The sequence below is a fragment of the Pseudomonas sp. GV047 genome (genome assembly GCF_003058245.1).
GTDB lineage: Bacteria > Pseudomonadota > Gammaproteobacteria > Pseudomonadales > Pseudomonadaceae > Aquipseudomonas > Aquipseudomonas marginalis.
In genome coordinates, this window is the sequence record NZ_QCWA01000021.1 from 48262 (window position 1) to 75138 (window position 26877).

Genomic DNA, 26877 nt, shown 5'->3' on the forward strand with positions numbered 1-26877 from the left:
GCATTGCTGCGCTAGTCAAACCACTCCCGCCGCCCCTCAAAGGTGCTGATGATCAACTCGACGATCATCTGCACCGCCTCGGGGTGGCGCACCTGCGCATTCACCGCCAGCCACACCTGGCGCTGCATGCTGTCCTCGGCCAACAACCCCGGCAACGCCACCAGCCCCCGGTCGAAGCTGCTCATGTAGTGCGGCAGCAAACCGATGCAGGCGCCGCAGCGGATCATCTCCAGCATCAGCGAATAGGCATGCACCTGCACCACCGCCGCCAGGCGCTGTTGCACCACCTGGTTCCACGGCTGCAGGGCCTCGACCTGGGCGTCCGGCTGCCATTGCACCAGCATGTAGTCAGCCAGGTCTTCCACGCTGTCCGGGCGCGTGGTCAGGCGTGAATAGCGCTTGGCGATATGCGGCAGGTACCGCAATCGCGCCAGCGCCCGCGGCGGTTCGGTGACGAAGCTCGGGCCGGGCACCGGACCGTCGGTGTCCGCCAGCCACAGCACCACATCCACGTCCACCGCTTGCAGGGACAGGTGGCTGTCGAGGGAGATGATCTCCAGGCGCACGCTGGCATTGCGGCGCAGCAAGGCGATCAGGTCGCGGCCGAGGATGTCGTGCAGGATCGGCTCGGCCACCGCCAGGCGAATCAGCGGCTGTTCCAGTACCGGCAGGCGCCGTTCATGGGCCAGGGCGATCAGTTGGGCCTGCAACTGCTGGCCGTCGCGGCTGAGCACCAGGCCGTTGCCCTGGTAGCTGAACAGCGCATGGCGCAGGTGTTCTTCCAGCTGGGCCAGGCGCTTGCGCAACAGGGTTGCCTTGATATTCAGGCTGCGCGCGGCCTGCATGAAACAGCCGCAGCGCGCACTCACCAGAAAGTAGCGGGCCACCTCCGGGTCGATCTCGCTGGCCAGGGCCAGCCAGGCACTGCGTGGCTCGGTAGGTGCACGGTAAGCAGTGGGCCCCTGTGGGGCAGACGGTTCGAGAAATGCCATGGGAGACTCCCTGTCTGGTTGGTCTGTGCATCCAATGCGGGTTGAGGCGTGTTACTCCAGCACTTTGTTCAACTCGGCGCCGTCGATACTCAAGGTCGCGGTGTTGAGCATGCCTTCCAGGTAGGCCTTGGCGATCTGTTCCTGGCGCTGGGCGCGCAGGGCCTGGGTCAGGCGTTCACGCAGCTCGTCCAGGGTGGCGGTGCGCGCCGGCTGCTGGCCGATGAGCTTGAGCACATGAAACCCGGCCGGGCTCTGCACCACGTCCGAGACCGCACCGACCTTGAGCCGCGCCACCGCGCCGCGCACCTCCGGCACCAGTTGCTGCAACGGCTGCATCCCCGAATCGCCGCCGCGCGCGGCGCTGTCGGGGTCCTGGGAAAACTGCGTGGCCAGGGCGGCAAAATCAGCCGGCGCGGCCTGGGCCTTGCGGCTCAGTTCCTGGGCCTGGCGTCGTACGGCGTCGAGGTTTTGCGGGTCATTCACCGCGAGGAAAATCTGGCTCACCTGGTACAACGGCGGCGTCACCCATTGCGCCTTGCCGCTGTCGTAGGCCTGTTGCAACTCGGCGGCGCTGGGGTAGTCGGCCGGTACCTGGCTGACCGAGAGCATGTAGTCGCGAAACACGATCTGCTCGGCGGCGGCGCGGGTCTGCTGCTCCACCTCCGGGCGCTGGCGCCAGCCCTGGGCATCGGCCTGTTCAAGCACGGCTTTTTGCGCCAGCCTCGAGCGAATCCAGGTTTCCAGGGCGCCACGGTTGCCGCGCAATTGCTCGCGGGATTCGGCCGGCAGGCTGGCCAGCACGCTTTTCAGCTCCGCCAGGTCGATCTGCTGGTTGCCCAGGCGCGCCACCGCTGGCCCGCTAGGCGCGGGAGTGATCACCGGCGCCGATTGCTGCGCCGCCACCGGGTCGCTGCCCGGTCGCAGGCTCAACGCCACGGCCACCACCAGCACAGCCAGCGCCCCCGCGCCGAGCATCAGGGTTGGCTTTTTCACAGCACCGCCACCTCTTCACCCACCGCGGCAGCCTGCAACTGCGCGGCCTGCTGGCTGTACTCACGCAGGTAGACGATAAACTCCTGCAACAGGCGATCCCACAATTCCAACTGGCTGCGCAGGTGCGTGACGCCAACCCCGGCCACCACCACGTCCATTTCCATCAACAGGAACTCGCCCTGCACCGACAACCGCGCAAAGCGCCGCGAGGCGTTCCATACCGGGGCCAGGCCTTCGGGCAACTCGCCCTGTACCCGCAGCGCGCAGCTGTAGGTGAAGTCAACATAGCTGCCCTGCTCCGCCGCCGGGTTGCCGAAGCGCACGGCAAAGCCGATGCCCTGGCTGGCGCTGAGCAACTGAACGATGCCGTTCTGTTCGCTCTGGTTAACCCGGTAGCCGGCGTCCTGCAACAGGTCGGTGAGGCTCTGGACGGTGACGCTGGTGATCAATTCGCTCATGGTGATCTCTTCCTTGTCTATCAGTGATTGGCGGCTGCCTGGGGCGCATCAAAACGGCTCTTGTACAGATCGTCGCCAAAACCCTGGGCCAGTTCCTCGAACTTGACCCGTGCGCTGCTGGCGAACGGCTGGCGAATGCTCATCACCTCGGCCACATCGATTTTTTCGTAGGCCGCGAGCAGTTGCTGGGCCACGCCGTACATCTGTTGATTCTTGACTGAACATTGCTGCACTTGTGTGTCACGTTCGCTTAAGGCCGCCTGCAGGCGCGCGCGCTCGGCTTCCTTGCCCTTGGCCAGCACCAGCAGTTCGTCATAGGCCTTCTTGAACTTGCCGATCTGCTCGTTGCTCGCCGCCACCTGGGCCTGCGCCTGGCTGTGCAGGCTCTGTTGCTGGCCGGCCAGTTGCTCGGCGGTGCCACGGGCCTTTTCCAGCTCAGCGGTCAATTGCTTGATTTGCGCCTGGGCCTGTTTGGCCTGGTTTTCGGCGGCCAGCCGTGCGGCACTGGCCTGGGCCTGTTCGCTTTGCAGCGCCTGCAATTGCTGGGTGGTGCTGCGCAGTTGCGTACGCAGGCGCTCCTCCATGCCTTCGGCCGACGCGCCGGTGCTCACCAGCAGCAGTAACAGCGCGCAGATTCGTGTGTTCATGTGGCATCTCCCTGCGCATCAAAAGCGCGTGTTGAGTTCCAGTTGCATCACATCGACTTCGAACGGCTGGCCATACACTTCGGAGGCGCTCAACCAACGCGCACTGGCGTAGATGTTCTTGTCGATACCGTAGTTGCCGCCAATGAAATAGCCCTTGGCGTTGGTGCCGCCCAGGTGGAACGACGAGTCGTTGAAGCCGTCGGGCAAGGCGTCGGGCTGGATGTACTTGTAGCCGGCCAACAGGTTCCAGTCGCCGCGCTTGCGCATCTCCAGGGCGCTGCCGAGGGTGAACGAGACCATCAGCGCATTACCGCCACTTTCAAACTGGCCGTTGCTGTTGATGTTGTTGACGATCTCGCCTTCGCTGCGCTTGAGCATCTCGCCCTTGTCGTAGGCCAGGTTGTGAATGAAGTTGGCCTGGCTGCGCAGCTTGAAGTCGCTGGGCAGTTCGCTGTCCCAGACCAGGTTGAGGTCCAGCACATCGAACTTGGACGCCAGGCCTACGTACTGCGGGTCGGGTGTGCGCGCAGGATCCGCCGGGTTGGTGGTGTTGTTGCGCAGGTTGAACACCGTGTTGCCTTTCTGCATGAAGGCCACGCGCGTGCCGTCGGTGTCGCAACCTGCCGCGCCCTGCCAGGTGGAGCAAGGGCTGGAGCGCTCGCCTTCGATGTCCTGGAACTGGTAATAAGCCGCGGCGAGTTTGAGGCGGTTGCTGCGGTTGATCTTCCAATCCGCGCCGATCTGCCCGCCAAACAGCCATTTGGTGTCGCTGTCTTCCTTGTCGATACCATTGGTGCTGGCGGTGTCGGAGGTGTACTCCACCGGGAAGGCGCCAAGGGTACCGAACAGGCCCCACTCGCTGTTGAGGCTATGGTTGAAGATCGCCGCCACGCCGTCGAAGTTGAGGTCGTTGGAATACATCATGTCGGTGGAATAGAACGGGTTGCCGATGCGCCCGGCGGTCAACGTCATGTAGTCGGTGGTTTTCCAGCTCAGGTAACCCTGGTCGAGCCAGATGTCCTTTTTGCCAAAGCCGCCGCCCAGGGTCTGGGTGGTGGACACCGGGTTATTGTCGGAGCCGGTGGCGATACGAATGCCGGCGGTCCATTCCGGCGAGATCACCGCTTTCATGCCCAGGCGTGCCCGCAGGCGGAACAGGTTCTCGCGGTCCTCGCGGGTGTTGATCAGCGGTGGGAACTTGGTGTTGGAGTTCTTGTTGACGTCGTACGGGCCGGTGTCATTGAGCTTGGCAAAATCGGTGATGTTGTTGCTGTTATTGCCCGAGAAGTAGCGCGACTCGTCGCGCAGACGAATATCGCCATCAAAGCTGATGCGCGAGATCCAGTCGGGGAAGGTATTGGGCTGCGCCCAGTTTTCCTTCTTGGCGGTGGACATGACTTCGGCCTTGACCTGGTCACGGATCTGGTCGCGCACCGCCTGCGGCACGTACTGCACGCGCACATCGCCGGGCGCGGTCGCCGGGCCACTGGCGACCACCGGCGCAGCGTTGGCCTGGCGGGCCTGCTGGGCTTCTTTTTCGGCCTGGGCGATCAGCCCATTGGCGGTGTCCTGGGTCAGCACACCCTGCTGCACCAGCAGGCGAATCAGGTTGATGGTGACGTTTTCCGAAGGCGCAACCGGGGCGGCCGCCGCCTGCCCGACCAGGGTCGCGATGACCATGCCAACCGCCAGGGTCAGTCGATTCACGGGGGAAATCATGTGTACGCAACTCCTGTAAAAAACCGTAGGTAAGAGGTTTCGTGCAATCAATCCGGGCGCCGGCCCTTGAGGGACAGGCGCATGGGCAGCGTCAGCGACGCCGGAGGTTTCTGGGTGGCGCGAGGCGCACGGATCAGCGCCAGCATCTGGGCGTCGGTGTCGGCATCCCCGCTGGACTTGGCCACCAGCGCCTTCGTCACCTGGCCGTCGGTGCCCAGCCACAGGTCGATCTGTATCGCAAAGGCCTTCTTGCGCAGCTCCGGGTCTTCACGCATCAGCCGTTGATAGGTACCGGCCAGGTACTGCTTGTACGTGCCGGTCCCCAGCCCGCCGCCGCCACTGCCGGCCATGCCGCCGCCCTTGCCGGCGCCGATGTTGAAGCCGTCGTTACCGGACTGCGCATCCCCGTCGATCTGCATCGGGTTGGCCAGGTCTTCATTCGGTGAAGGCGGTGCTTCCTCGGCCGGCTTGACCTCTTCGGGTTCGGGACTGGGCACCGGTTCCGGGACCTTCTCTTCAACCTGGGGCTCGGGTTCCTTGGGTTTTTCCGGGGGTGGCGGCGGCGGTGGCGGCAACGGAATAATCGTCGGCACCTTCGGCGCTTCACGGCGTACGCCACTCATGTCATTGGCCCACTGCCAGAGAAACCAGGCCGCCACGGCGCCCAGCAACAGGCCGGCGCCCCACTTCAACGGGCGCAACGGCGGTTTGTTCTTCACCGGCAATGGCGCGATCGGGATCTGTGCGGTCATCACTCAGCCCTGGCTCGGTTTGCCGGTGACCAGCCCGACCTGGGACAGCTCCAGCCGGCGCAACAGGTCGAGCACCTCGATGACTTTCTGGTACTGCACCATCGCATCGCCGCGCACGATCACCGGGAAGTCCGGGTTCAGCGCTTTCTCGATGCGCAGGCGCTCCTCCAGTTCGCCGAGGGTCACCGGGTACGCGTCGAGGAACACCTGGCCTCCGTCATTCACGGAGATGGCCTTGGTCTTGGCCTCCGACAGCGACACCGAGGCGCTGGCCTTGGGCAGGTGGATCTGGATCCCCGAGACCTGGGCGGTGGCGGTGAGGATAAACATCACCAGCACCACCATCAGCACGTCCACCAGGGGCGTGATGTTGATGCTGTCGACGGCGGCATCATCGTCATCGTCGTGGGAGGCATTTACGGAAGCCATGGCGATTCTCCTCAGGCCGGAACCGATGCGTGATGGTCGCGGCGGTGCGCGGTTTCACTGTGCTGGCTCTCGCCGTGCATCTCCGCCAGGCGGGTGATGAACTCGTCGACGAACACGCGCATGTCGGCGCTGACTTCCTTGTTGCGCGTGATCAGGCGGTTGTAGCCAAACAACGCGGGGATCGCGACGAACAGGCCCATGGCCGTGGCCAGCAAGGCCGCCGCCATGCCCGGAGCGATGGCGTTGATGTTCACGTCGCCGGCCATGGCCGTGCCGAGGAACACCACCATGATCCCCAGCACCGTACCGAGCAGGCCGATATACGGGCCGCCGGCGATGGCGTTGGACAGGGTCGACAATTTGGAACTCAGGGCCTGGTTCTCACGGGTGCGCACGCCGTCCATGGAGCAGCGGATCGCTTCGATGGTGGCCGCCGACACCGACGAGGTGTCGGCGCCCTGGGCACGCCGGGTACGGATCTCCTTGACCGCCACCAGGTACAGGCGCCACAGCGAAGAGTGGCTCAGGCGCTCAGCCAACTGCGCGTCGTCGGCATACATCTCCAGGCGCGTGCCGATCTGGGCGAAGTGCTCGCGGAACACTTCGTTGGCACTGCTGAGGCGGCCGACCTGACGGTTCTTGCGCAGCATGATGACCCACGACTGGAACATCATCGCCACCAGCACCAGGATGATCACCCAGGCGTCCACCGGTACGGCGTTGAGCAAAAAGCCCAGGCTGCCGAAGCCGAAGCCGGACTGTTCTTCATCCACGCCGTAGGCCACCAGTTTCGACTCGGCGCCCTGGGCGCTCGCGTCAGCCAGCAACAGCGCAGCCGGGCGCGCCACCTTGGACAGGCGCAGCTCATCCATGGCCCCGGCGAACGGCAGGTGCGTGCTGCCGGCTTCCGGCAGGTCGGCGCCGACCGCCAGCTGCGTGTTGAACCCAGGCATGGCCACGGCGAGCGTGGCGCTTTCACGGCCATTCACATACAGCGTGACCTTGTCGCCCTCGGCGGTGAAAGCCAGGTGCTGCCATTGGCCCGGGTTCAGCGGTTGGGTCGACACCGCGCGCTGGCCGTCGATCTCCACAAACGGCGAGCCCTGGTTCAGGCCCAGCAACAGGCTGTGGGCACCGTCACGTCGGGCCAGCACGATTTGCTCACCGCTGGCCTGGTCCAGGCGCAGCCAGGCGCTGAACGTGAAGGCAGCGCCGGCGGCGTGTTGCAGCGACGGGCTGGCCGGCAACAGCAGCGGCTGGCCGCCGAACTGCAAGGCGCGGCCGATCACGCCGTCGATGCTCGCGCCGGTGGCGTTCAACGCGGTGTTGGCGTAGGCCGTGGTGTCCCGTGGCGGCGTCGCGTTGGCGCCATCGAAGTGATAGAGCGCGGTGTAATTCGGATCGAACGTCAGCTGGCCATTGGCGGTGGCCGGGGCCTTCTGGTTGCCGTAGTACATCCAGAAGTCCTGGCGCTGGCCGCCTTCGACCTTGGGCACATCGACCCAGATCAACGCCATGCCCATCAACGGGTCGAAGCTTTCGATCTGGTGATTGAACACGGTCTTGTCATCGGCACTCACAAAGCGCAGGTCGGCGCCGTCGTCCTTGACCCCGTCAAAGGTGAAGTTGCCGGTGTGCAGGCGCACCAGCAACGCGGTGCGGCCCAGGGCCTGGCTGATCGCGGCGCCCTGGGCGGTGGTGTCCACCGAAATCTGTTTGCGGTAGTGCCAATCGTCCTGCCACCAGGCGTGGGCAGTGGCCGGGAGCGCGAAGCCCAGGCAGATCAACAGGCTCAGGAATAGGCGTTGCATGGGTGAAGTCTCCGGAAGAAAAAGTCAGAAAGTCGCCTGCACACTGAAGTGCAGTCGCGAGTCCTGTTTCTGGGTGTTCGGTCCATCGAGCAGCGGGTAACCCCAATCCAGGCTGCCGGACAACCACTTGCTCAAACTGGCGCGGGTGCCCAGGCCGACACTGGCCAGGCTGTATTCGTCTTCCTGCTCGGGCAGCGGGTCGTGCAGGCGCATGCGCGCGCCTTCGGCGAACGCATAGAAGCGCCACTCCTGCACATAACTGCCGAGGAACTTGGCCAGGGACGGCGTGCGCAGTTCCTGGGAGAGCAAATAGCCCTCGTCCCCGGTGCGCTCGGCCGCCAGGTAGCCACGCACCGAGGTGGCGCCGCCGGCGGAATACTGCTCGTTGGACACCAGCGGCCCGGAGGCCAGCTGGAAAGCGCCCTTGGAGGCCGACTGCCAATCGTTGGCGAAGGTGTAGGTGTAATTCAGGTCGCCCTTGAGCACGGCGAAACTGGCACTGGCCTTGTAGCGCTTGTAATCGAACTCCTCGGCGTCGCTGCCGTAGCCAAAAAATGCACGGGTGCCGACCACCAGGTTCAAGCCCAGCCCCAGCTGGGATTGCTCGGTGTAGCGATAGCCGTTGTAGCCCAGGGTGAACGGCGCGTACTTGAGCGGCACCTGGTCGCTGCTGGCGCCGAACTTCATCTGCTCGTCGAAATCCTTGAAGTCCACACCGAACGAAAACGAATTGGCCCAGTTGCCCGCCGCCGGCAAGCTGTAGATGGCGGATACGCCGTAGGAATGGCCCTTGCCCAACACGTTGCTGCCGCCGATGGTGGCGATGTTGCTGTCGGACTGGTAACCGGAGAACTGCAAGGTCCAGCGTTCGTTCAGCGGCGCACTGTAGGAGCCCGACCAGACCTTGGCATTCTCGGTGTCCTGGGGCGCGGTGAAGTAGGTCAGGGAAATGCTGTGGCCCAGTTGCCAGAGGTTGTCGTAGCCCAGGGTGGCGACCGAGCGCAGCTTTTCGGTGTCGGCGCTGTAGTCGTTGTTCAGGCCGAGGCTGGCGTGCCAGGGGTTCTGGTCTTCGACCTGCAGATCCACGTCCATGGTGCCCGGGCGCTGGCCTTCGCGGACCAGTGGCGTGACCTGCCGGCCGGCACTGCGGTTGAGCCCGGCCAGCTGGGTTTGCACCGTGGTGAAATCCGGCACCGCGCCTTCCTTGAGCCCCGGCACTTCCTCGCGGATCTCCACCGGCGAGTAGTGCTTGGCGCCGACCACACGCACGCGGCCGACCTTGGTTTCGCTGACCTGCAGATAGACGATGCCGTCATCGACCTTCTGTTCCGGCAGCTCGACAAACACCGACTGGTAGCCACGCGCCTGGTAGATCTTCTGCAACGCATCGCGCGCGCCTTCGATATCGTCCAGGGTCTTTTGCGGGCCAAGGAACGGGTACACCGCCTCCTCGATCGTCGCCGCATCGAGCACGGTATTGCCGCGCACGAAGTACTCGTTGACGTCCACCTTGCGCGCCGGGGCCTCATCGCCCTCCTCGGCCCACACCGCTTGCGCCAGGACGCCCAGCGTCAGGCAGCACAACGCCAGCGTTGATTTGAACAGATGCTCCACACCGCCCCCTAACTGTCTAAGATTTTGCGCCGTCGCCGATTGCACGGCGTCTGGCCTGCTCAATTGCTGCTGGTCGAAAGATGGCTGTGCCGCGCCAGCCAGGTGTGCAGCAAGGCGAAGTTCAGAGAGAACTCCGGCATGTGCAGCAAGGCGCCACAGAACACGTCACCGATGATGGTCTGGATCAACTGCACGGCCTGCGGGTTGTTCAACAGGCTGGCGATGTCGCGCTGCAAAGCGTGGATGCTCCACACCTTCTGGTTCAGCTCCAGGCCGACGAACCAGCGGAACAGCAGGTTGTAGTTCAGTTGCTCGTGCAGCTGCTGTTCGCTGGGCACCGAATACAGCAGTTGCAGCAGCAGGATCTGCACCACGGTCTGCGGCGCGATCGCCATGCCCGGCGCGGCCTGGAGCAGGTCGCGATGCTGCTCGAGCACCTCGTCGATCTGCGGGCGCAACAACACCAGCGAATGCCCCGCCGGGATGTAGCTGGACACTTCCTTCAAGGCGCCCTGCCAGTCGTCCTGGGAGACGATCCACACCCACGGCGCGCCGTAGCGGTACACCGAAACCGGCTTCTTGCGCGCAGCCTCGACGATCTTCGACAGGCGCTGGTCGAGCTCCTGCATGCCAACTTTCGAGTAACGTTCCATAGTTCCCATTGCCCCACTCCTGGCGTCCCGCTGACGGCTGGGGAGGCGGCTCGTGGCGGCCTCCAGCGCGTTACATAGGCAAGACGGAAGTGGCGATGAGCTACCGAACTTTTGTCATGAAAGCTTCATTTGGGATTGTGAGGGGGGCAATTTTTCCGGGTCGGCATGTGCGGCCCTGGAGCCGACCGGAGTTGGGTCTGGTGTACTGGGTAAATGTGGGAGGGGGCTTGCCCCCGATTGCAGTGGGTCAGTACCAAATCCATCAACTGACACTCCCTCATCGGGGGCAAGCCCCCTCCCACATTTGGATCTCCATATATCAGATGGACCTCGGTCTGCTTTTGCTCTGCTTTTGCTCTGGCTTTTGATCTTGATCCTAGGCGCCCCGTCAAACACGCTGGCCGAACGCAGGCTTGAATCCGTGGGTAACCCGGCAGGACGCCGGGTTAGCCGTCCTGGGCCAGGGATGGCCCATGACGGCGGCCCACGGATTCAAGCCGGAGTGAGGGCATGCCGAGCCTAGGCGAGGCACCAAGTGGTGGGGCAAGACCTTTTGGTTACTTTTGGGGCGTTTGCCAAAAGTGACCCGCTGTAAGAGCGGAACCATAGGCAGCCGTTACCGCAGCAACGGATATGTACTCATTCCAACTCCAACAAATGGTCGACCCAAAGGCCGCCATCGGGAGCAAGTCGAATCGTCGCACCCACAGTTTTAACCGAGTCTCCCCCACCATACCGGTCGGCTAATAAGAAGCTCGCCACCCTTCTGCTTGCGCAAAAAAATGGGGCGATCACTGATCGCCCCGAACGGTACATCGAGAGGTCCTTCTGAAGTTCTACAAACTGATCTGCTTACGCTCCTCATCCGTCAACCGCGCCCGCGCCTGATCACTCAGCGGCCCCGCGCCCAGCACCTGCACCGGGCTGTCGGGGTTGTAGCCCGAGGTTTTCCGAGGTTCCGGTTCACGCGGCAACGGCTCGGTGCCCAGGCTCAGCACCTCCACGGTCATGATCGACGGCCGGCCCTGCCTGGCCGCCGCCTGCTGGCTGCGCGCCGCGTCTTCTGCGGCCTGGGACGCCGCCGCTCCTGCTGCGCTGGCCGAGCTCATGGCGCCGGTGTTGACGGTGGCCGACACCGGCACCCCGGACGACTTGCCCTGGGTCTGGATGTTCGCCGCGTTCACCACCCGCAGGGCGGCGATGTTGACGTTACCCGACACCCGAATGCCCGCCTCGCCCGCATCGATGGTGCCCAGCGGCGCGATCAGGTCGATATCCCCCGCCGGCACTTCCGGGATCGGGTTCAGCGTGGCGATCCCCGCACCGGTGCTCGGCACCGATGGCGACAGGCTCACGTTGCCCCAGTTGTCATAGACACGCTTGGGCGGCGTGTACACCACGGTGGTCTTGGAGCCGCGCCCGGCGTTGATGTCGCCCTCGCTGGTCCAGGCCATGATCGAGCCGCCGAAGGTGGTCATGATGCGGCTCTGGCCAAGCAGGATACTGCCCAGGGAGTACAGCTGGATATCTCCCGCGCCCTGGGTGATCACCCCAGCCGTGGACGGCGGTGCGAAACCTTCGATGCCGAACGTCTGGCGGCCGCCCGGCGTGAGCATCTGGATCGAGCCACCGAAGTTGGTGTGCACGCCGGCACCGCCGAACATCGTGATATCGCCCTTGTAGGTGATCGGGTTGCCGGCCACGTCGGTCTCGGGGAACAACCGGGCAATCGCGGCACGACCACGCACATAGCTGCCCTGGCGCACACTGCCGTCCTGGTTGTACTCACGGCCGGCGGCCTTGAGTTCGGCAAAGTACACGTCGCGGGCGAAGATCCGTTGTTGTTCGGCGGGCAGTGTGGCGTAGTAGGTCCGGGCCTGTTCGCTGTCGCCGGCAAAGCCGAAGCGTTCGGTGAGCCAGGTAACCAGCTCGTTTTCGTAAGTCTTGGCCACCTTGGCGCCTTGCAGGGATTCACCCGGTTGAGCCAGGTTGGCGGGATTCAGGTAGGCCTCGACGAAGCGGCGGTAATCCGGGCCATTGGGGCCCATGCCGGCTTGCATGACGATGCTTGCGCCAGGGCGGCTGTCGCCCGCCGCCACAGCACCCAGGCTGTTCACAGCGACTTTGTCTTCCATCTGGATGTTGCGCCCCGCCGTCAGTTCCAGGGTACCGGGGCCGGCAACGTTAAAGCTGCTGTAGAGGATGTCGCGGCCGGCGCTGGCGATGGAGATATCGGTGGGGCTGTTGTGCACGAACAGGTTGCCGGTAAAGGTGTATTGCCCCGTAACGATGACACCTGCGCTGGCACCGCTCAAGCGCGTGCCGCTGCCAACAATATCGCGTCCGGCTTGCATCCATACCGGGCCTGCGCCTTCGTAAAAGGTTTGCCCGAACCGAGCGTCACCCACCCCCGTGATCGTGAGGGCGCGCCCACTATTGACGCCCAGCAGGTCCCCGCTCAGCGCATAGAAACGCGCAGGTTCCAGGGCGTCACCCCAGGCCATGCTGGCGGTGTTGGGGCCAAAGGCAAACAGCGGGGAAACCGTCAAGGTGGCAAGGTTTCCATCGCTGGAAAGATTGCCACTGCCCACTATTGCCGTTTTTTGATCCGTCAGGAAACCGGCGAAGGCCGGACGCAGAATAGTCGCCAGGCTGTTGGGTGCCGCACTGGAGCGGCTGATCGTCAGATCGCCGCCGGAGATCGAATCGCCGGCCAGCAATTCCAGTTGCCCATTGGACGAAGGTGCGAGTACCAACGCCCTGAGCGGCTGCACGTCGCCAGGATTACTGGTCGAGGCGCTGCCGTAATAGAGACTGCCGTTAGCGGCAACCGCACGCAATGTCGCGGGATAGACCGCCGCCATATCGGTTTCCAGGGTCTGGGTCAGCGGCGTGAGGTTGCCCCCGGCAGAGAACAGGTCCACTGCTGTGCGGTCGGTCCACAAGCTGAACCAGCTTTGTCCGATCCCGTTGACCCCCTTATTGACGAAGGTCAAGGCGTTCATCTGCGGCGCGCGCCCAGGGTCGGCGACGTCCTGCAACACCAGGTCGCCACGGGTGGACAGGCTGAAAGTGGCATCGCCCGGCAACAGGCTCAAACCACCCGAGGCCATGGCCGAAGTGGAACGTAAAGGATCGTAGGCGCGCACTTCGCTGGGGCTCTGGTCTGTGAACCGGTTGCCATAACGCAGCGTCAGGCTGCCCAGGGCGCCACCGGTCAATTGCACGTGCCCACGCAGGTTCACCAGCGCACCATTGAGGTGGTCTGCGAAGGTCTGGCTGGCGGGGTTCACCGCTCCGCCGACCCGCAGGTTCAGATCACCGCCCCCCGTCAGTTGCACACTGCCATCGGCCCCGACCCGACCGGTGCTGCCGACTGCCAGTACCAGGCCTTGGCTGCGGCGACTGACGTTCAGAGCTGTTGACGAGACAGGGCTGATGAGTCCTGCATCGCCACCCACATCAACATTCAGGTTGCCGCCTCCCAGGGTGCCAAACCCGGTGAACCCGACCATCTGGTCCGAACGGTCGCTGGCGACGTAGGAACCAAAATTGATCCACCAGGCGGTAGCTTGCGCCTGGCTCCCACTGAGCCCATTGCCCTGACGCCACAGCCAGTTGCCGACGTTGGCTGAATCCTGACCCTGGTCGCTGGGTACCGGACGACCAACGCCATTCTGCGCCGGGCTGGTGATATTGCCCGTCAGGTTGCCGCCCACTTTAAGCAGCAAGTTGCCGCCCGTATCCGGGTACCAGGCACGGTACAGGCTGCCGGTGTCTGCGTTGACCAGCTTTTCGTTGCCCCCGGCGTTAGCCAATACCTTGCCATTGCTGCCCAGGGCTCGCTTGAGGTTATACGGATCGTTGGTCGAAGTGCCGGTGGACGAGCTGCCTGCCGTGTATACGCCGAACAGCGACTCCATGCTCAGGTTGCCGGCGGCCAGCAGGTCAAGGTCTGCGGCGCCGGTGCGGATTACGCTGAAGCGAGCACTGCCGCCCACCAGCAGCGTGTAGGCCTCACCACTGATAACGCAGTATTCCGGGAAGTCGTCACATACGCCTGGGTATTGTATTGCGTCGAAATCAACCGGTTGGCCTACCATGCTGTCATCACCGAACCACCCCATGGAGCCCTCCTCGGTCCAGACCTGGGCGCCTTTCCCGAACGTCCCATAGTGACTGTCCGCCAAGCGCAGATTGCCGCTTACCGGATGCGGTTGCAGCAGGCGACTGTCGGCTGCCTCGGTGTCGGCCCCCGCAACCAGGCGAATCGACCACGACTGCGCACCCTCCTCCAGCATGGGTGCAATGGCCCAGTTCTTGCCTGGGTGGCCGGCGTCACGCAACGTCACCGACTCCACGCCGCCCGGCAGCTTCACGTCTGTTCCCGACGGCAACAGGGCGCCCCGGGGCAGCACTTGGCTGGCGGTCAACGTCACCTTGGTGGCCAATGGCACGCCCTTGGGCCAGATCAAGCCGTCGACACTGGCTGACGTGCTCAACAGGCTGCCGGCATCCAGGACACTGCCGATGGCGAGGGTCTGGCTCTGAGTCAGCAACGTGCCCGCCGCGAACAGCACATTGCCCGAGGCATCCCGAACAGCCGCCGCCAACACAGTACCCGCCGGGAGTACCAACGGTTGTTTGAGCGTAGCCGCGACGGGCAATCGGGTGCCCGGCGGCAGAAACAGGGGGTTGGTCAGTACATCGAAATTAAGCGCAGCGCCCGCGGGGAACACGGTGCCCACCTCCAGGGTCACACCGCTGCCCGGTACCACCACGGTGCCGCCGGTGTAGTCGATACCGGCGCGCAGCACCCAGCCATTGTCATCGTCGGTGGCCGGTGGCGCGGCAAAGCCGTCGTTGATGCTGCCATAGATATTCAGGTCGCCACCGGCGCGCAGGGTCAGGCTGCCGGACTCGGTCTTGGCCGTTGATTTGAGGCTGGCATAGCGATAGCCGGAGAGGTCCAGGTCGCCCTGCACCACCAGGTCGCCATCCGGGGTTTTGCTGATGATCTCTACGCCGGGGCGCAGGTGGAACACATCGCCGTACGTGGCGTTGTTCAAGCCGGCGAGCTTGCGCAGCAAGTTGCTGTTAACACGCGCGGCGTTGATGAAATTCGTATTTGCTGGATCGACGACTTTCGTGAGGTAGTCCTGATCAATCACTTGGTACGGGCGCCCATTGGGCGTTTCATCGGTGTTGGTCGGGGCATCGTCGTAGGTTCTCATGCCATTGAGCGCAATCGAACGCGCGCCCTGGATAGTCAACTGCCCACTGGCATCAATGGCGATGTCATTGCCGCCCACGCGCGGCGCGTTGAGTTCCAGCGTGCCACGGTTGCGGCCGTCATTGCCGGTCGCGGCAGCAGTACCGTGACGCAGGTCGATGCGCGCCCCCTCGGCCAGGGTCAACTGGCCCTGGCCAGAGCCGAGGACCACGATGGCGCGGTTAGGCGAATCGATGATCTTGCCGTAGCTGTCCACCCGAAGTTGGCTGCCATGGGCATCGAGCACCGCCGTGCCGTCCAGGCTCAGGCCCTGCTTGGCGGCCAGGTTTATGCTGCCCACGCGCTCGCCGCTGGCATCCACCAGGCCGGTCACGCGCAGGCTGCCATTGTCGATCGAGACGTTGACGCTGTTGGCCTTGACGTCATTGCCGATGGTCAGGTCGCCCTGCTTGAGCTGGAAGCTGCGTGCACCGTAGACCTGGCCTTGGTTGAGGCGTTGGTTGAGCGCTGCGAACTGGTCGCTGAGCGTACCGCTGCCGCCCAGGCGCTGGGCCTGGATCTCCACCGCACCCGCGAGGTATGGCACCCGCGTACCACCGGCATCGTAGTCACCGCTGCTGCCGGCGATGATCTTGCCTGCCAGGTCGACGATCCCCGCAGCGCCGTCCACCGCCACCGCGCGCAACTTGCCCGCCTGGTTGTGCTGCGCCGACAGGTTGATGGTCGAAGCGGCGGCCTGCTGCACATTGCCGGCACGGCTCTCCAGCAAAACCTCGCCGCCTGCGCTGTATTTCGTCAAGTCATTGAAGGCAATGGCCCGGCCGGACACATCAATCGAAGCGGCATCGGTCAACACCACGTCGCCCCGCGCGCCCAAGGTGACCTTGCCGCTGGGCAGTACCACGGCAGTGGCCAGGCGAAGGCTATCGCCTTGCAATGACCATTCGCCGCCGATGCCGTCCACCTTGCCTACTGCGCCAGCCGAGGCGCTGACATCAATCGCGCCACCGGCGGTAATACGGTTGACCGAACCGGCCTCACCGGTCATCAGCGGCGTGAGGATATTCAGGTTGCCGCCGCTGTAGGCAAAGCCCTTGATCGCATCAAACGCGCCCTGGCTCTGGTACACCGAGAGGCTGCCCTTGTGGTTGGCGGTGATGCGTTCACTGGCATTGAGGTTGACGTTGGCAAAGCCCAGGGCGAGGCGGTCGAAGGTATTGGTCGTGCTCGGCTGGGCAAAATCCCCATAGCCGAATTCGATACGCTCGGCATTGATGTCCAGGCGCCCGCTGCCGCTGCCGGCACCGCCAGTCACCGCCGCCACAGGCGGCGCGACGGCACCTTGCCAGATCAGGTTGGCGGTGTGGATAGTCGCCACGTCGTTCAAGCCGCCAGAGCCGTAGATCGCCGGCGCGGACAGCATCAGGTTGCTCAGCAACGACTTGCCGGTCACGGCGTCATAAGTGTCCAGGGTGGTGGTGCCGTAGAAGTTAAAGCTGTCACGCGCCGACAGCTGCAGGGTTTCCAGGGCCGGGGCGCCGAATTGGGTGTCGCCGCGCAGCAGGCGTTCCAGCACTTGCTGGTTGAGGGTCATACCCACCGGCAGGCGATTGTTGGCGGCTGCAGCGGCCAGGGCTTCGGGGCTGCCGACGTTGATGCTGGACACGCCCAGGTTCAGGTGGCGGGTGCCATAGCGCACCTCATCGCCCATCTGCAGGGAGCTGTCGGTCAAGGTAACGATGCTGCCTTCGGAATACAGGGCTGTCTGGCCGCTGCAGGGCGCGCTGTTGCACACGCCTAACTGGATGCCCCCACTGATGACTTCGCCCAATGACGGCGCGGCGATTACGTTGAGCAAACCGTTGGACACCGCCAGCACATTGCTCAGGTTGTAGATAAAACCGTCACGTGCGTCGTAGCTGGCCTTGCCCTGGCCTATCGTGTTGATCGAGGCGCCTTGTTCGAGCGTAATTTTTCCGGTGGAGGTCACCAGTAATACCTCCGGTGCCGCCAGTTTCGCGCCGTCGCGCAGGATGATGGAACTGATGATGCTGCTGGGGAGGTTGATGTAGTTGCCACCCTGGCCGTACGTGACATAGGTCATTCCACCGATCAGCAGGCGAGCCGCGCCCATTGCATTCAGGCTGTCCGCCTCCACCGTAATGCCTTTGAAATTGGCGGTAGCCGCGTTGCCTGCCGCGACAATTTCGATGCCCCTTCCCAAGCTGCCCTTTTCTTCGTTGATCAGCGATACGGTACCGCCGTAACCGCCGTCAGCGGCCTCGAAGCGGCCGATCCCCTGGAACGAAAAGGCATCCGCACCTGCGCCTGGCCGCAGGGCCAGTTGCAGGGTCTTGGCATCCACCGGCAGCAGTGCCCGAGGTACACCAAGCCTGGTGGCGTCGGCCACGGCGAACTGTGCGTAGCCGGTTTCGTTGTATTGGGAGTAACGACGCAACATATCGGCCGACGTGAGAATTACCTGGCTGGCCGTACTGTTGTTGATACCGGTATTGGCGATGGACAAGCGCCCTGCCGTGGCCCATGAGCCATTACGCAACGCCTGGGTCGCACCGTCGGTGCCCAACCCGGCCAGGCCGTTGATCTCGAGCCGGAAAGCCCCAGGCATCAACGCATAGGTGGACGGCATCAGGGTATAGGTGCCGGCCGCCAGGCCCGGCACGCCGGCGCCGATCGTGATCTGCTGGCCGATCATCGGATCGACCGCGCCACCTTCCGGCGCCACCGGTGCATAGCCCGGTTGCACGCCCGGCACAATCGCATAGATCGGGTTGGTGCTCAGACCCGGCAGTACAAACCCGCCGTTCGCACCGAACTGAACCAGTGGGTTGTAACGTGCATCGGTAGAGCCCCCGCGCCCGGAAATAAACCCGGCGCCGAGCAGTTCGCCACCGCCGGACAGATCTACCGTCGCCTGCGGCAGCACCGTCAACTGCTGGCCACCGAGAATCACCCCAACGTTCAGGCTGCCCGCACTGTTGCCGCCACCCTGGCCGATAAACGTCACTGTCTTGCCGTTGTACTTGTAGATCTGGCCATCCACGGTACCGCCGTAAGGCAATACCAGGCCCTTGCCACTCACCGACGTGAGGCTGCCCGGCAGCAGTTGCACGTGGGTAGAGCCCAGGTTGCCAATCTCGATCAGCCCCAGTGGCGCACGCACCACGCCGCCCTGCCTGATGGTGGGCCCGCCCAATTGCAGACGACCAAAGGCCGAGTAAGGCATGGCGGCATTGCTATTGGCGGTGCGTGCGATGGTCAGGGTGCGTGTCGGATCGTAATTGAAGCCTGTGTCATTGCTGGCAGCATTATTCAGATAGCCCGCCAGTACCCGGGCGCCGACTTCAGTCGCCGGGTACAACTGCGCCGCACGCAGGGTCATGTCACCACTGGTCACTAATTGCGTGCTGATGCCCTGGGCAATCACATCTGCCCCCGCCCCCGCGAGGAAGCGCAAGTCGCCCAGGCTGGTCAGTTGCACATCATCAAACCCCCGCCGCTCAAGGCTGGCCTGGCTGTTGTCGGGCCGCAACAGATAGCTCTTGTTGCCGAACACCACATTGCCACGCACGTCGATCAGGTTGGCGTTGGCGTTGAACTGCGCCGTGGTGACCAGCGCGGAGGGATTGGGCAACACCGGCACCGCGCGGGTATAGGCTTCCTTGCCGGATTCTGCCGGCGCGAGGATGCCGGCCAACAGCAGGTATGGCGCCGACAGGTTGACCCGCGAACTGGCCGCCGCGTTTTCACTGAGGTTATAGCTGCCACCGTACAGGCGCAGGCTCTGGCCCATGTTCAACGACACGTCACCGTCGAAACTCAGCAAGCCGTTGCTGAGCAGCGCCAGGTTGTCAAACCCGCCGGCGCTGATCTGGTCCACGCCGAGGCGGCCATGGCCGTACTCGAGGCTGGAAGTCGGACTGGCTTGATGGGTCTGGCTGAGCACCAGTTCACGCACCTTGAGCACACTGTCGTTGACGCCGGCCTTGAGGTAATACGGGCTTTCCAGGGCCAGGGCCAGGCTACCGCCCGCAGCACCTGCGCCACCCGCGCGGGCAACGAAGCTGCCGTCCAGGTACAGGCCGTTGTTCGACGCAAAGCTGATGCTGCCGCCATTGCTGGCCACCGGCACGCGGCCCTGGCCGGGAACATCCAGCATCGCCTGGGCACCGGACGCGTCCAGGCGCGCGCCGTCGCGCACCACCACAAACAGGTCACTGGCCTTGGCAATGCCGGTGGCCAGGTTGATGTCGCCGCCGATGCTGATGGTGCCACCATTGCGCACCTGGCCGTAGACATTGCCACGGTTGCTCACCGCCGTGACCGCACGCGACGCCACGTCGATCAGCGCGTTTTCACCCACCCAGATCGAACGGCTATGGCCGGCGGCGTTGGCCGCTTCCGAGCCCGTCGCCGTCAGGCCGCCCAGGCTGACACTGCCGCCCCAGGCGTTGAGGCGGCCGTTCATGGTCAACTGGCCGACGCTGCGCAGGTTGATGGCCTGGCCTGGGTCGACAGTGATCACCGCGCCCTGCCCCACGCTCAAGGCCGTGGTGGCCAGTTCAGCCGCCGTGGAATTTAGATTGCCGGCGGTCAAGGTCAGGCTGGCGCCACGGCGCTGGGTCAGTACGCCTTTGGCGGCGTCTTCCTGGTACAGCGCCGGCGTCCAGCGTTCAAGGGCGGTGGCCGGGTCGCTGCCCGTGGGAGCGGCCGAGGTCCGCTCGCCAATACGGTAGACCGGCGTCGTGACGTCGACCTGGGTACCGTCCGTGACCAGCAGCCCTTCATTGCCGGTGATGTCATAGGCCGAGAAGCCCTTGTTGAAAAAATCCCCCGCCAGTTGCACGGTGCCAACATCGGGCGCCGTGGCGCTGTCGCCGATCTGTACTTTGCGCGCCTGCAACGCCAGGGTGCCGCCACCGCTCACGCCATAACCGCGAATCTCGCCGTCCAAACCCAGGGTACCGAGAGACGCCAAGGTCACGTCGCCGCCCTTGCCACCGTTGAGCTTGCCATCCAAGCCGAGGGTGCCACCGGAGGAGGTGTCCACCACGCTGCCGGCCGCCAGGTTCACACCGCCAGTGCTGCGCAGCGACACCTTGCCGCCGTTCACATAGGCCAAGCCGCTGCTGTTGGCCGGATCCAGCAGCAGATTGTTCCAGCGCCCGGTGGCATCCAGCGTGACCCCGCTGGCCACGTTCAGCGTGCCGCTGCCGTTGAGGATGCTGTCGCCTACCGCACCGCCTTTAAGCGGGTCGACCTGGCTGAGGATATTGCCCGCGTTGAGGCTGCCGCCGTGGGCCGTGAGGTTGGCGTTGATGTCGACCCTTGGCCCGAACAGGGTGATATCGCCACCATCGGCCACCTTGAGCGCTCCGTTGACGGTGACCTGCTGCTTGGCCGCGACCTTGATCGCGCCCAACTGATAGCCATTGAGCTGGTCGCTGTCGAGTACCATCTTGCCCTGGCGGTCCGCGGGCAGCGCGGTGGTGAGGTCCAGGCCATCGGCGATTTTTTGCGTACCGCCCTCGATCAATACCTCGTCCGCGTTTGCGCCCAAGGCATAGCGCAGGGTGCCGGTGGTCTTGTTGTAGATAGGCGTGTAGCCGCCAATGATCAATTGCGCGCGCTGGGCCATGGCCTTCTGCGACTGCTGGTAACCGTCGAGGTTGATGTTCGGCGCCTGGGTCTGGCGATCGCCCTGGAACACGTCACTGATCACCTGGCCCTCGAGCACCGCGCTGGTGGTACCGATCACCAGCTTGCCGGAATCGCGGCCCACCGTGTAACCGCTCTCATAACGACGCTGCTTGGCGATCATCGGGTTGTAGTAGTAATCGGTCTGGCCCCAGCGCTTGCTGGTGTCTTCATACCCCTTGTAGAACCCGGAATAGAGAATGTCCCCCGGCGCGTTGGACAGCTCATACAAGCGCCCATCCGGGCCCTTGAGCCAGGTCTGCTGAATGTAGCCAGCCTGCACATCCACGGTGCCGCCCGACAGGTTGATCTGCGCGTCCTTCTGGGTCACCACGTCCTTGCCGGTAAACGTCACGGTACCGCCCTGGGCCATCCACTCGCCCACCGAGTGGCCTTGAGTGCCCAGGTAGCCGCCCACTTCCAGCAAGCCGCCAGCGGTGTACCAGCGATCCGTCGCATAGCCGTTGGTGCCTGCGGGCACAAACACCAGCTCGCGCAGGTCGACCCACACATCGTTATTGATCAACTGCCCATCGTCACGGTTGACCGGTGCGTCGCGCTGCTCGTTGCCCTGTACGTTGATCTTGATGTTGTTGGATTCCATCGACACCTTGACACCGACCGCCCCGGAGACATCGATCATCGCCCCGTCGCGTACCAGGCTGCGCCCGGTGGCACTGACCGCGACCTGCCCACCGGTAGCCAGGGTGATCGAGCCTTTCTGGAAGTCCACCGTGCCGCCGCTGACGATCTCGATGCGTGATTGGTCGGTGCGGTCGGCCACGGCGCTGAGGTTGTTGAACTGGCCGGTGATCAGGTTGGCGGGCGTGCCGTCGAGCTTGATCAGGCCGTTGTCCTTCTGGCCGTTGAGCGCGGTGCTGCCGCTGCTGTCGAGCAGGATCGCGGTGGTGCTGCCCTCCCCCAGGGTCACGCTGCCGGTGGTGTCGGTAGCGGAATTTAGCAAATGGATGGTGCCACGGGCGTCCACTGACGTGCTGGCCAAGGCCACGCCATTTTGCTGCACCTGGTGCCCGGTCAGGGTGATGTCACCGGTGGACGCCATGATCAGGCCCGTGTTGCTGACCTTGCCTGCGCTGCTGCCGGCCTTGAGGCTGGTGGCCACTTCATTGCCACGGGTGGTGGAGCGGTCATTGCCGGTGGTGCCGACACCCTTGCGGATGTAAAAGCTGTCGCCGGCGGCCAGGGTGGTCTGGCCCTTGGCGGTAGTGAGGGTACCGGCGTTTTCCATTTCCGAGCCCAGCAGCAAGGCATAGCCGCCGGCGTCGGTGGAGGTGGCGGGGTTGTGGGTCTGGATCAATGCGCCGCGCTGCACCTCGACCTTGCCGGCCGCGTCAGTGAAGGTCGGCTGGGTGCCGGTGGCGTCCACGTAGATACCGCGCTGGGTGAACTGCTCATCGGTGATGTTCGCCGCCGCCGCCACCAGATTGCGCACGTTGACCTGGCTGGTGCCACTGAACACCACGCCGTTGCGGTTCACGATCATCACCGTACCGGCGCCGTTGATCTGGCCCTGGATTTCGCTCGGGCGCGCATTCGGGTCGTTGACGCGGTTGAGCACGGCCCAGCTCGACTGCTGCTGGAAGTCGACGCTGGTGTTGCGCCCGACGTTGAAGGTTTCCCAATTGAGGATGGCCTTGTCGGCGGTCTGTTCGATGGTCACCGTGGTCTTGCCGCCGGCCTGGGTCTGCACCGGGCCCTTGGCGTTGGTCCAACCCTGGGTCAGGCTGTTATCCACCTGCAGGCCACCCTTGCCCAGGCCATCGGGAATGGTCGAGACCTGGCCGAACGCAGCCTGGCGCCCGGCGGCCTGCGCCGCCTGCTGCGCGGCAATCGCCGCCACACTGGTGTTCAAAGTGCTGATGGAACGCGCCAACTGCTGGTTGACCCGCGCCTGCTGGTTCAGCGAAGGAATCCCCTGCACCTGCCCGGCACTGATCCGCGCCGCCGTCGCCGCCTGGGTCGCACCTTTATCGGCAAACCAGCTGGAACTGAACGCCGTGGCCGCATGGGCATTGCCCGCCACCATCAACAAGGCGATGGCCTGGGCCAGGGGCTTGAGGCGCAGCACAGTTTCTTGGGCTTTCAGGTTAACCGGCGATTTGCAGCGGACCATCGGGGATCTTCCTTCTTTGTTATCACGCAGGGAGCAAGACAGGCTCACGTATGAGGGTTAGGCGGTTGGCGAGGGACGGGACTGAACTTCTGTCACGCAAAGTTCATAGAGGGCTGTTAACGGCTCGAAAAACCGCACAAACGCAAAAATCAGCAACGGCACAGGCCGTTGCTGATCAGGTCGTGCAGATCGTTGAAAGCGAGGGTTACAGCGGACGACCGATACCGTTGCAGACGTTGGTGTTGCCGATGCTCAGGGCGTTGCTCGCGGTCAGGAAGCTGGCGCGAACGGTGGCTTTCCAGGCGGTTGGCAGCGGAACGAAAGCGTTGGCGGTGATGGCTGCATCGTTGTTGTTGGAGGCGCCGTAGTGCTTGGTGAAGAAATCACGCACTTGGCTGGTCTGGGTCGCGTCGGCGTAGCACTGGCTGAAGATCAGGTTGGTAAAGCCCAGGATCGGGTAGCCCGAGGTTGGGTAAGGCTGTACACCGGCGGTGTTGTCCGGACCGAAGACTGGAACCCAGGCGTCCGGGTTGGAACGATCAGCGGCAGCCGGTACCGGTACTGCGCCGATGGCGGCAGACACGTTGGCGGCGGCAGGCGAAACGCCCTGGGTGTTGGTGGCGACGTTTTTGCCCACGCGAGCCACTTTGGTGGCGTCGTCCAGGCCGGCCAATGTCGGGGCGGCGAAGTCCGGGCTCATGTAGGTGATGCGGCCATCGCCGGCGGCCAGGGCAGTCATTACGCCTTGGCTGCCAGTAGCAGCAACGGCGCCGGCAGGCAAGCCGCCGGAGAAGCTGGTGCCGAAGGTGGTGGTGACGGCGAAGTTGCCTGTTTCTGCGTTGCACTTGGCATTCAGGAAACGGGTGAACAGCTCAGTGGTACCACTGCTTTCGCTGCGATAAACCACAACGATCGGACCGGTACGGCCAGAACCGGAAATCCCGTCCCAGGTATTGATACGGCCCGAGAACACGCCGCACAACTCTTGAACGCTCAGGTCTACAGCGGCGGAACCGCTTTTATTGAAAGGAATGGCAACCGAAGTCCCCACCGATGGCACCTGGATCAACTTGCCCCAGGTCGGTTGCTTGGCAGAGGCGTAGGTCGACAACTCAGTGGCGCTCAGCTTGGAGTCGCTGCCGGCCCAGTGCACGTTCTTGTTCGTCACGCCCGCCTGGAACTTGGTGTAGTCGTTGTTCAGGAAGGCTGCCTTGCCGTTGCCGCTGCCGACACCGATGTACTGGGCGAAACCGGCCGTCAGCACGCCGGAGGTCTGGTACAGCGCTTGTGGCAGGGTGGCACCGCCACCGTTGATGTCAGCCATTGCAGCCTGTGCCGAGCACAGTGCGGCGAGGGTCATGGATACCGCGAGAACGTTGCGCTTAAACATGAAGAATCTCCTTTCGTCGTGTTTGTACGTTGGGGGTAGATGGCTCTTGCATGACGCCATGGCTTCGGTCCCAGGCCGTGTCTCGGGGGTGGCGAGGGGTGAGGCCATGGGTAGGAAATTTCGCAGCTTCCGATGACAGCAAAAGGAAAAAACCTCGGGAGGAAGGGCTTGATTTTAAAAAGATTCTCGGGTGTTTTGGTCATGGTTTTGAGCGGTTTGGCGGCAGGTGACAGCGAGGTTTCAGCGTGGGTTTCGCCAAGGCGGCGCGGGCTGTGACGCGGGGCCTGGATGTGACGGAATGAGGAACCCGAGGTTGGGGTCTGGCGATATCGGCCCACCCCAACATCAACTGAACAGACAGGGTTCAATGTGGGAGGGGGCTTGCCCCCGATTGCGGTATGTCAGCAACAACTGAGGTGACTGACCCACCGCTATCGGGAGCAAGTCGAATTGTCGCACCGCCCCTCCCACATTTTTTAACCGCATGCATTCAGGTAACGAGTTGGTTGATCTCGATGATCGGCAACAGCACCGCCATCACGATCACCAGCACCACCGCGCCCATCACCACAATCATCAGCGGCTCCAGCAACGCGGTCATGCCCATGGCCCGCCGTTCAATATCCCGCGACAAGGTCTGCGCCGCCCGCTCCAGCATCGGTGGCAGCGAGCCGGTTTTTTCGCCGCTGGCAATCAGGTGGATCAGCACCGGCGGGAAGACCTTTTCCACCGCCAGTGCCGGGGCCAGGTTGACGCCTTCGCGCACCTTGGCCGTGGCATCGTTGACGCACTGGCTCAGGCGCTCGTTGGACAGGGTTTGCCGCGCCGCTTCCAGCGCACGTAACAGCGGCACGCCGGCACCGCCGAGGATCGCCAGGGTCGAGGCAAAGCGCGCGGTGTTCAGGCCCAGCACAAAACGCCCGATCAGCGGCAGGCGCAGCACGCGGCTGTGCCAGTTCAAGCGCGCCACCGGGTTGCGCAGGTACAGGCGCCAGCCCCAAAACCCACCGACAATCCCGCCGAAACACAGCCAGCCCCACGCGCGGATAAAGTCGCTGGCGTTGAGCATCGCCAATGTCAGCCCGGGCAGGTCCTGGCGCGCCTGGGAAAACGCGCTGACCACCTGGGGCACCACGTAGCTGAGCAGGAAAATCACGATACCGATGGACACCAGCCCGACCACACCGGGGTAGATAAACGCGGTGAGGATCTTGCCGCGCAGGTTGTTGCGCTCCTCGATGTAGTCGGCCAGGCGTTCCATCACCTGGGCGAGGTCGCCGGACTCCTCCCCCGCCGCGATCAGTGCGCGGTAGATCGACGGAAAGTCCCGTGGCCGCGCCGCCAGCGCATCCGCCAGACGCATGCCGCCGCGCACGTCGGCACGCACGGCGGCCAGGGTCTGGGCGATGTGTTTTTTCTCCGCCTGTTCCACCGTGGCGCTTAATGCCGCCTCCAGGGGCAGGCTGGCGCCGAGCAGGCTCGCCAGTTGCCGCGTGGCCCAGGCCAGGTCGTTGTCCGACAGCTTGGCGCTGAACAGGCTGCTGCCGGCGGCGCTTTGCTGGCCGCCTTCGACCTGCACCAGCAACGCGGTCAGGCCACGGCTGCGCAGCACGGCAAACGCCCCGCTCTGGCTGTCGGCCTCCAGGTGCCCGGCCTCGACTTTGCCGCTGGCATCGGCGGCTTCATAGCGATAGCGATTCATCAGGCGTCCCGTGTCACGCGCAGGATCTCTTCCGGCGCGGTGGCGCCGCTGCGTACCCAGCGCTCGCCGTCTTCACGCATGCTGAACATCCCCGCGCGGCGCGCCGCCACGCGCAGATCCTGCTCGCCGGCGCCCTGGTGGATCAGGCTGCGCACCTCGTCGTCGACGCAAAACAATTCATGGATACCGGTACGCCCGCTGTAGCCGATCTGGTTGCACTGCGCGCAGCCCACCGGGCGCCAGGTGCCGGGCGCGGCCGGGTCTTCCTGCTTGCAATGCGGGCACAGGCGGCGGACCAGGCGTTGCGCCAGCACGCCCAGCAGTGACGAGGCCAGCAGGAACGGTTCGACGCCCATATCGATCAGGCGGTTGACCGCCGACACCGCATCGTTGGTGTGCAACGTAGCGAGTACCAAATGCCCCGTGAGCGAGGCCTGCACCGCGATTTGCGCGGTCTCCAAATCGCGGATTTCACCGATCATGATGATGTCCGGGTCCTGGCGCAGGATCGCCCGCAGGGCCAGGCCGAAGGTCATGTCGATCTTGGCATTGACCTGGATCTGGCTGATGCCCGGCAGGTCGTATTCCACCGGGTCTTCCACGGTGAGGATATTGCTGGTACTCGCATCCAG

At 64.1% G+C, this 26877-nt stretch carries 14 protein-coding genes; all 14 read right to left on the reverse strand.

Annotated features, from left to right (window positions below; translation table 11 throughout):
• Positions 1-11: 11 nt before the first annotated feature.
• Positions 12-992: a LysR family transcriptional regulator gene (locus C8K58_RS30990; RefSeq protein WP_027607527.1), complete on the reverse strand. Its 981-nt coding sequence runs from the start codon at positions 990-992 to the stop codon at positions 12-14.
• A gap of 51 nt (positions 993-1043) precedes the next feature.
• A complete protein-coding gene (locus C8K58_RS30995; protein WP_027607528.1) occupies positions 1044-1985 on the reverse strand; it encodes a peptidylprolyl isomerase in 942 nt (313 codons plus the stop codon).
• On the reverse strand, positions 1982-2443 hold the full coding sequence (locus C8K58_RS31000; protein ID WP_043293764.1) for a YbjN domain-containing protein: 462 nt from the start codon (positions 2441-2443) through the stop codon (positions 1982-1984). The genes C8K58_RS30995 and C8K58_RS31000 overlap by 4 nt, the downstream gene beginning before the upstream one ends.
• A gap of 20 nt (positions 2444-2463) precedes the next feature.
• Positions 2464-3090, reverse strand: a complete 627-nt coding sequence (locus C8K58_RS31005; RefSeq protein ID WP_027607530.1) for a hypothetical protein — start codon at positions 3088-3090, stop codon at positions 2464-2466.
• 18 nt (positions 3091-3108) lie between these two features.
• The gene (locus tag C8K58_RS31010; protein WP_027607531.1) at positions 3109-4809 is read right to left on the reverse strand and encodes a putative porin; all 1701 of its coding nucleotides are present in this window, start codon (positions 4807-4809) and stop codon (positions 3109-3111) included.
• A 47-nt stretch (positions 4810-4856) separates the two neighbouring features.
• Complete coding sequence (locus C8K58_RS31015; protein WP_027607532.1) at positions 4857-5561, reverse strand: energy transducer TonB; 705 nt, start codon at positions 5559-5561, stop codon at positions 4857-4859.
• A gap of 3 nt (positions 5562-5564) precedes the next feature.
• A complete protein-coding gene (locus tag C8K58_RS31020) occupies positions 5565-5990 on the reverse strand; it encodes a biopolymer transporter ExbD (protein WP_010211136.1) in 426 nt (141 codons plus the stop codon).
• A gap of 11 nt (positions 5991-6001) precedes the next feature.
• Positions 6002-7801 (reverse strand): DUF2341 domain-containing protein, encoded by a 1800-nt coding sequence (locus C8K58_RS31025; RefSeq protein WP_027607533.1) that lies wholly within the window; start codon positions 7799-7801, stop codon positions 6002-6004.
• A 24-nt stretch (positions 7802-7825) separates the two neighbouring features.
• Complete coding sequence (locus tag C8K58_RS31030; protein ID WP_027607534.1) at positions 7826-9415, reverse strand: ShlB/FhaC/HecB family hemolysin secretion/activation protein; 1590 nt, start codon at positions 9413-9415, stop codon at positions 7826-7828.
• Between the two features lie 59 nt (positions 9416-9474).
• Positions 9475-10068: a transposase gene (locus tag C8K58_RS31035; RefSeq protein ID WP_027607535.1), complete on the reverse strand. Its 594-nt coding sequence runs from the start codon at positions 10066-10068 to the stop codon at positions 9475-9477.
• An 836-nt stretch (positions 10069-10904) separates the two neighbouring features.
• Positions 10905-23153 (reverse strand): filamentous hemagglutinin family protein, encoded by a 12249-nt coding sequence (locus tag C8K58_RS31050; RefSeq protein WP_108574853.1) that lies wholly within the window; start codon positions 23151-23153, stop codon positions 10905-10907.
• Positions 23154-23358: 205 nt separating this feature from the next.
• On the reverse strand, positions 23359-24543 hold the full coding sequence (locus C8K58_RS31055; protein ID WP_027607538.1) for a substrate-binding domain-containing protein: 1185 nt from the start codon (positions 24541-24543) through the stop codon (positions 23359-23361).
• 490 nt (positions 24544-25033) lie between these two features.
• Positions 25034-26245, reverse strand: a complete 1212-nt coding sequence (gene gspF, locus C8K58_RS31060; RefSeq protein ID WP_027607539.1) for a type II secretion system inner membrane protein GspF — start codon at positions 26243-26245, stop codon at positions 25034-25036.
• Positions 26245-26877 (reverse strand): GspE/PulE family protein (locus C8K58_RS31065; RefSeq protein ID WP_166655337.1); only part of this gene is annotated, 633 nt, incomplete at its 5' end. The genes gspF and C8K58_RS31065, both read right to left, overlap by 1 nt.

Bases quoted from the DNA above. Each gene is read 5' to 3' on its own strand.
- C8K58_RS31025 (WP_027607533.1), bottom strand. From the start codon at position 7,801: ATGCAACGCCTATTCCTGAGCCTGTTGATCTGCCTGGGCTTCGCGCTC.
- C8K58_RS31005 (WP_027607530.1), bottom strand. From the start codon at position 3,090: ATGAACACACGAATCTGCGCGCTGTTACTGCTGCTGGTGAGCACCGGC.
- C8K58_RS31055 (WP_027607538.1), bottom strand. From the start codon at position 24,543: ATGTTTAAGCGCAACGTTCTCGCGGTATCCATGACCCTCGCCGCACTG.
- C8K58_RS31035 (WP_027607535.1), bottom strand. From the start codon at position 10,068: ATGGAACGTTACTCGAAAGTTGGCATGCAGGAGCTCGACCAGCGCCTG.
- C8K58_RS31020 (WP_010211136.1), bottom strand. From the start codon at position 5,990: ATGGCTTCCGTAAATGCCTCCCACGACGATGACGATGATGCCGCCGTC.
- C8K58_RS31000 (WP_043293764.1), bottom strand. From the start codon at position 2,443: ATGAGCGAATTGATCACCAGCGTCACCGTCCAGAGCCTCACCGACCTG.
- C8K58_RS31010 (WP_027607531.1), bottom strand. From the start codon at position 4,809: ATGATTTCCCCCGTGAATCGACTGACCCTGGCGGTTGGCATGGTCATC.
- C8K58_RS30990 (WP_027607527.1), bottom strand. From the start codon at position 992: ATGGCATTTCTCGAACCGTCTGCCCCACAGGGGCCCACTGCTTACCGT.
- C8K58_RS31050 (WP_108574853.1), bottom strand. From the start codon at position 23,153: ATGGTCCGCTGCAAATCGCCGGTTAACCTGAAAGCCCAAGAAACTGTG.
- gspF (WP_027607539.1), bottom strand. From the start codon at position 26,245: ATGAATCGCTATCGCTATGAAGCCGCCGATGCCAGCGGCAAAGTCGAG.
- C8K58_RS31015 (WP_027607532.1), bottom strand. From the start codon at position 5,561: ATGACCGCACAGATCCCGATCGCGCCATTGCCGGTGAAGAACAAACCG.